General features: G+C 52.5%; 4 protein-coding genes. All 4 read left to right on the top strand.

Going from position 1 to position 6,343, the window contains the following annotated elements; all coding sequences use genetic code 11:
* Positions 1 to 1,529 (top strand): UvrB domain 3-containing protein (locus HK25_RS12440; RefSeq protein ID WP_408736140.1); only part of this gene is annotated, 1,529 nt, incomplete at its 5' end.
* Positions 1,530 to 1,531: 2 nt separating this feature from the next.
* Positions 1,532 to 2,269, top strand: coding sequence for a M48 family metallopeptidase (locus HK25_RS12435; protein WP_086636406.1), 738 nt, complete (start codon positions 1,532 to 1,534; stop codon positions 2,267 to 2,269).
* 307 nt (positions 2,270 to 2,576) lie between these two features.
* The gene (locus HK25_RS12430; RefSeq protein ID WP_086636405.1) at positions 2,577 to 5,063 is read left to right on the top strand and encodes an AAA family ATPase; all 2,487 of its coding nucleotides are present in this window, start codon (positions 2,577 to 2,579) and stop codon (positions 5,061 to 5,063) included.
* Positions 5,060 to 5,830, top strand: a complete 771-nt coding sequence (locus HK25_RS12425) for an HNH endonuclease (protein ID WP_086636404.1) — start codon at positions 5,060 to 5,062, stop codon at positions 5,828 to 5,830. Before HK25_RS12430 ends, HK25_RS12425 begins: the two co-directional genes overlap by 4 nt.
* The last annotated feature ends 513 nt before the right edge of the window (positions 5,831 to 6,343 follow it).

Genomic DNA, 6,343 nt, shown 5'->3' with positions numbered 1-6,343 from the left:
GTGACAGCAAGCTCTCCGCCATCCGCTACAAGCAGTATCTGGATGAGGTCGGTCTGTTCGAGAGCGCCATCGTCATGAGCCCGCCCGATACGCGCGAAGGCCATACGGAAGTGGATGAACGTAAACAGCCGGAAATTGAGGACTGGTGGAAAGAGAATGTCGGTAGCCAGAGCGAAGACGACTACACACGCGGTGTGATTGAGCGTTTTGCAGATGAGGCATCCACGCTCAAGTTGATCATCGTGGTGGACAAGCTACTGACCGGCTTTGATGAACCGAAGAACGCGGTGCTCTATATCGACAAGCCGCTGAAGCAGCACAATCTGCTCCAGGCCATTGCCCGCGTGAACCGCCTGCATGACCAGAAGACGCACGGACTGCTGATCGACTATCGCGGCATTCTGGCTGAACTGGACACCACACTGACCAAATATGACGAGCTGGCGGCCGAAAATGTCGGCGGGTATGATCCGAAGGACATTGCCGGGCTCTATAGCCAGATGAGCACGGAATACCGCGAGCTCCCGGCCTTGCATAAAGCACTCTGGGCTATTTTTGACGGTGTGAAGAACAGGAGTGACCTCCAGCAGCTACGTGCCGTGCTGATGCCCCGCATGGTGGAGGAACACGGCCAGATGGTGGACGTGAACCTCAAGCGCCGGGATGACTTCTATGAGGCGCTGACGAAGTTTGCGGCCTGCCTGAAAGTCGCCCTGCAATCCGTGGCGTTCTTTGAAGACACCAGCTTCACGGAAAAGGACCGGGCCACCTACAAGGAGACGCTGAAGCAGATGACCAGCCTCCGCCAGATGGTGATGCAGGATACGGGGGAAACAGTCGATTTCGACCAGTATGCCGAACAGGTGAAGAAGTTGCTGGACCGGCATGTAGCCGGTGTGAAGGTTCATGAATCCGAAGGGCTCTATGCAGTCGGCAAGATGGGCCAGAAGCCGGAAGACAATAAACCTGAAAACTGGAGTGAGGAAAAAACCCGTAACGAGACGGATCTGATCCGAACCCGTGTGACGAAAATGATCGACCACGAGATGCAGGATGATCCGTATGCCAAGGAAGCCTTCTCAGCATTACTGCGGAAGGTGATTGAAGAAGCGAAGACGTTGTTCGATCACCCACTCAAGCAGTTCATGCTGTTTCAGGAGTTCGAGGAACAGGTAGCCAACCGCAAACTGGAAAACATTCCGTCTGTTTTTGACGGGCATCGTCATGCGCAGGCCTATTATGGCGTGTTTCTAAAAACTCTGGCAGCGATCTTCAACCACAAACAGACAGATGAAGAGCAGCAACGCTGGATTGATCTGGCGTTCCAGATTGACACAGTTGTGGACAAGGCGGTGCGGGAGAACTCGCTTAGCCGTCCGGATATGGAAAAAGCCGTTCGCCAACAGCTTCTGGGGCTGCTCTTCACTGTCGGTCAGCGGGTTGGCTTTGGGATCGACAAAGCGCAGGAGGTCATCGAGCAGGTCATTCAGATCATGCGGGCTGGTCCGGCTGATCACGCGGGACAGTAAGTATGTCCGAAACGGACAAACGCATTCTGACCTATGGCGGCGAGCAGATCGGCGTCGATCTCGTCACACGGACGGGCCGCGGCACGACCTTACGTATCAAGGTCCATCCCGATCTGAGCGTTGAGGCCGTTGTGCCCGAGGGCACGACTGACGCCGATTTGGACAAGGTACTTCGGCTGAGAACCCGCTGGATCTGGCAGAAGCTGCGAGATTTCAAAGCGGTGCAGGAACATGCCACACCGCGAGACTATGTCAGTGGGGAAAGTCATTTCTATCTGGGGCGGCGGCATCTTCTGAAAGTGCATCATCAGCCTGATACGCCTGAAACCGTGCGGATGTTGCGAGGACGACTGGAGGTGTCTGTGCAGGACCGCAGCGCCTTACGGATTCAGAAGCTTCTGGAACTGTGGTATGTTACGCGGGCACAGGACGTGTTCCGCCATCGTTTGTCTGCCCTTCTTCCCACAACGTTGTGGGTCAGAACATCTCCTGCTCTGAAGCTTCAGATGATGCAGACACAATGGGGCAATTGCTCACCGGGAGGTACCATCACGCTGAACCCGCATCTGGTCAAAGCCCCACGGGACTGCATTGATTATGTGATCCTGCATGAGCTCTGTCATTTGAAGGAGCATAATCATGGCCCAGCCTTCTGGGGACATCTGGAACGTGTCATGCCGGACTGGGAACGGCACAAGGCCCGGCTGGACGGGATGGCGGAAATGATGCTGCAAAAATAGTACGCTTTGACTGCAATGGGGGGGGGGCAAACAGAATGTCCGGTTCCGAATAGAAAATGCAAAAATTGGACATTCAAGACTGCGCTATAATCGCAACTATAATTCCCACTTTATTATTGTTAAAAATAAGAGACATTATCCTGCACCGTGAGACCTCCAGTCAAACATCCCTCATAATCTCGTCTCGCCCACACGCTCACCTAACCTAACCTAGAACGGTAAACACTGTGTCTTGACTGTGCGTTAATGATCTAAAAACTGGGTCACATATAGAAGTTGAAATCGGCCAACGTTCACAGGAGGAATCATGTTTGATGAGAGAGCTGTACAAACGGCGAAGATTTGGAAGGAATTAGGGGCACTACGTGCGTCGTCCGGTCTGAGGGCAGAACAGTTCGAGCAGTTCACGCTGATGGTGATTGGTTTCATACTTTTGGAGCAGTCGATAAAGTATACGACTTTCCAGATGATCTCTCGAAAGTTAGCCAACCAAGAGAGTGAAAATTTTAACGGTCTGACAACTCAGAGTTTTTACAATTACGAGGGGGATTTTCGTTCTGCATGGATGAACACGTGGCAGCATCTGATCCACGATTTTCTGCCTATAAATAGAGACGGTATGCCGAGCGAGGTCGGATCCTTTCAAGCATTCGCCCGTATTGTTTCGACGCTCGATAGATTAGATGAAAGATGGGAGACGAAGGAGGACTTCCTGCTGGATTGTTTTGATGAGGTGTTTCATCGAGTTATGAGCCGCTTAGCCGGGACTGGGTACCGCAGTGGCGACGCAGCCGCCATTCTAGCGGCACACTTGTCAATACACGATCGCAGTATTTCGGAGTATTTCGCAATAACGGGCGAGTTCGCTGTGCAGCATGCCCTCATCAATTCGAATACTTTCGCCCACATAGCTGTGCTCGACCGGCTGAATTTCTTCATAGATCTGCGTCTGTTCCTGCATTCGATTGATACGAACGACGATACATCCAATGTAGACGATCCCGAGTTCTTTCGCGGCAGTGGTTTTTTGCTGATTGACCATCCGAGCCGAGCAACGTCCGGTCGACATCAGTATTTATCAAGATGGGCCGATTGCCAAAGTTCGCTTCAGGCCTTGGACTACATCGGAGGGGCTCTATCCTATTCTGGAGCAACCTTGGTCATCGTTCCCGGTGTTGATCGATCAGCCAAGGGTTGGCGAAACAATCTGCGAAGCGAGCTTGTGCAAAGCGGTTATCTACTCGCAGTAATCGACCTTCCTCATGATCGTCGACATGGATCACGCAAGCAAGTATCGGCTTGGCTCCTCGGGAAAAGGGGGCAGGCAAACGATACTGTTTTGATGGTTGACGCACATGGTCTCGCTGGCAGAGGAGAATTTCGCGACGTTGGCATCCTGATGGCTTTCGTGGCTGAGATTGTGTTGCTTGGTACATCGGATGGGTGGCGCTCTGGGAGCACTCCAGGGAAGAAGCGATTCAAATCGGACGATGTAGAAGCAATGCTGGAGGCTTACTTCAAGGACGGGTATCGAGACGTGGAAGGTGTCTGCCAGCGTATTGATGTTGGCGAACTCGCTGAGAAGACCTACACCCTCGCTGCGTCTGTCTATATTGACGGCGCGCACAACGGGACGAAGCGTAAAACTTTCATGCCGTTGCTCAACAGTGACCCCGTATTAGAGGTCCTGCAGCAAAGACATAAACACGGAACGCGCATTTACGTCATTGGCAACAATGGAGAAGGCAAGAGCACTTTGCTCGGGGATTTAGCGGATCGTTTGGTGAAGGACAGTCAGCATGTCGTTGGTATCTCGTTCGGACTGACGGATCGGTTTCCCTTCAAGCCGCCCAAGCGAGATGGACAGCAGTTCATCTATGTCGGGGCCCGTACTTCGGAACGTAGCATTGCGCTTAGCCGCACTTCGGCGGACATTAATCGGATGGTGCGCGAGATCCATGTGAGCACCGAGAAGCTCAAGGTCTTCAACGCGCTCATGGGACAAATAGGCTTCGGCCAACGTCGATACTTAGTGCCATTCGGCAAGAACAGATCTTTCGATGACGACCAAGAGCACTACGCTGAACTGTTGCAACTCACAGAAAATGCGGATGAAAACTTACGCATTTGGCAGATAGCAGACGAGAGCAATTACGAGTTGGGTCTCATGAGAGAAGAAACCCAGCGTTCGATCACGAGATTTGGCCAGTTGAGTTCGGGGGAGCAGCAGCTACTGACCTTGGCGCTCAAGCTCACAGCATACGCCGACAGAAGCACTGTGATTCTGGTAGACGAACCCGAATTGAGCCTTCACGTGAACTGGCAGCGCGCCATTCCAGGGATGTTGCAGACCGTCGGCTCCCACACGGGTTGCTCAATGGTCGTGGCGACGCATTCCCCTATTGTTATAGCCAGTGCCAACGATTGCGACGATAAATGTTTTGTCGCTCGCAGGCATGGATTGAAGGAACTAAGTATTCATCAGCGTCGATCCGTCGAGACGGCGTTGTTCGATGGATTCCGGACCTACACGGCGAACAATCGGCAAGTGCACGAGCGCTGCGCAGCTATCGTGTCCCAAACCATCCAGCGTCTCAATGCACGGTCAACCTTACAGGATGAAAATCTTCCGACCCTAGAGGCGCTACACGAAGAATTGGAATTGATGGATCAGATTATTCGGCTGGCCAGCCCGGCGCAGTTTTCGCATGCGCAGGAAGACCTGGATTTGGTCGCTCGCACTCGTGCAGCCATCGATGAACTCGCATCAATCGAAGAAAGCAACGCCACATGAGTTGGTTCGAGGGATCAGAACCGTCGGAGATGGAAATGCGTCGAGAGATCAGTCTGTACCTCAGTGTGGCGCATGGAACCAAGAAGCATGTCCCTCGCACGCAGGTGCTGCTTCGAAACTTGTGGATAGAGGCTCGCTTACGTGCTGTTGATGTTTGGCCAAGTCTGAACACGTTGGCCGATGTTACGTCACGCGGAACCGTCAATGGAGCCTCAATCAAGTCCGCCTTTAGGCACAGGCTGTTGAAAGCGCAGGGGGGACGATGTTGTTATTGCCGCCGCTGGCTGGTCAATACGGCGTATGCTAAACCCATCGAGCACATCCTTCCGCGGCGCCACTATCCGCAGTTCTCCATTGAGTTCTGGAATTTGGCAGTGGCTTGCAGTGATTGCAACGGCTTCAAGACCGATGACGTGTGGGGCTCTATCCCGATAACGCAGCACCTATATCCAAAGGCCCAGGAATTCACCGACGCGTTCCACCCTAGGTTTCATCGATATGATGACCATGTCCGTTACCTGAGGCTCGAGACTAACGTAAGTTCGGTCGTTCTATTCACCGGATTGACTCGCCAAGGTCGGCATCTGTGCAGTTCGCTGCTACACCGCATTGCGGCCAAAGAGACATTGGTCGAGAACAATCCAGCTTTGGCACCGGCAATGAAACAGATACGCAGCTTCGAGGCGAAGGCCGAGGGTATGCGTCTAGAGCGTTTCGAAGCCTTCTGTGAAGCGCTCGACCAAAACGTCATGCGCCTGATCGAGTAGTACAACCCTTCACCGATTTCTGGATATCTCCTGACAGTCCGCTATGGAGAAATAAAATCGCGACGTTGCTTGTCCATTATGAGGCGTAAGCTGTCTGTCGGCTACAAGCCCGATGATCAGCTGTTCATTTGGACGCTACTGGATTCCTCCAGCTGACTTTTTCTTCTGAACCGTACAGATCGTGCATTACTGGCAGCGTCGAAATTATCAGATTATCGAGAAAGAGAATCGATCCCGCCTCATCATTGTTTCACGTTCTGGCTGGTGCATAAGCCAATTGACATATGTGAGATTTCTACTGACGACAGCGATTGAGCAATGCCGTTGAGGTCGAGCTGTCGATATCACATGGCCTGGATTAAATTCCTGTACCAGTGCCTCAACAGCCCCCTCGCCGGAAAGGCGGCAGACAGCTCAAGAGTGACAATTGTATCTGTCCTTTCCCAAATACGAGCTGCCGCCTTAGAGCATAATCCTATTCCAATTGATCATTTTTTGATTTCTGATCTTTTA

Source organism: Acetobacter sp. DsW_059 (assembly GCF_002153695.1).
In the GTDB taxonomy this organism is placed as follows: Bacteria; Pseudomonadota; Alphaproteobacteria; order Acetobacterales; family Acetobacteraceae; genus Acetobacter; species Acetobacter thailandicus.
The sequence above is the reverse complement of the archived record's forward strand: the minus strand, read 5'-3'. Positions and strand labels throughout refer to the sequence as shown.

What these genes read in the sequence shown, in the direction of transcription:
- HK25_RS12435 (WP_086636406.1), top strand. Translation starts at nt 1,532, where the DNA reads ATGTCCGAAACGGACAAACGCATTCTGACCTATGGCGGCGAGCAGATC.
- HK25_RS12430 (WP_086636405.1), top strand. Translation starts at nt 2,577, where the DNA reads ATGTTTGATGAGAGAGCTGTACAAACGGCGAAGATTTGGAAGGAATTA.
- HK25_RS12425 (WP_086636404.1), top strand. Translation starts at nt 5,060, where the DNA reads ATGAGTTGGTTCGAGGGATCAGAACCGTCGGAGATGGAAATGCGTCGA.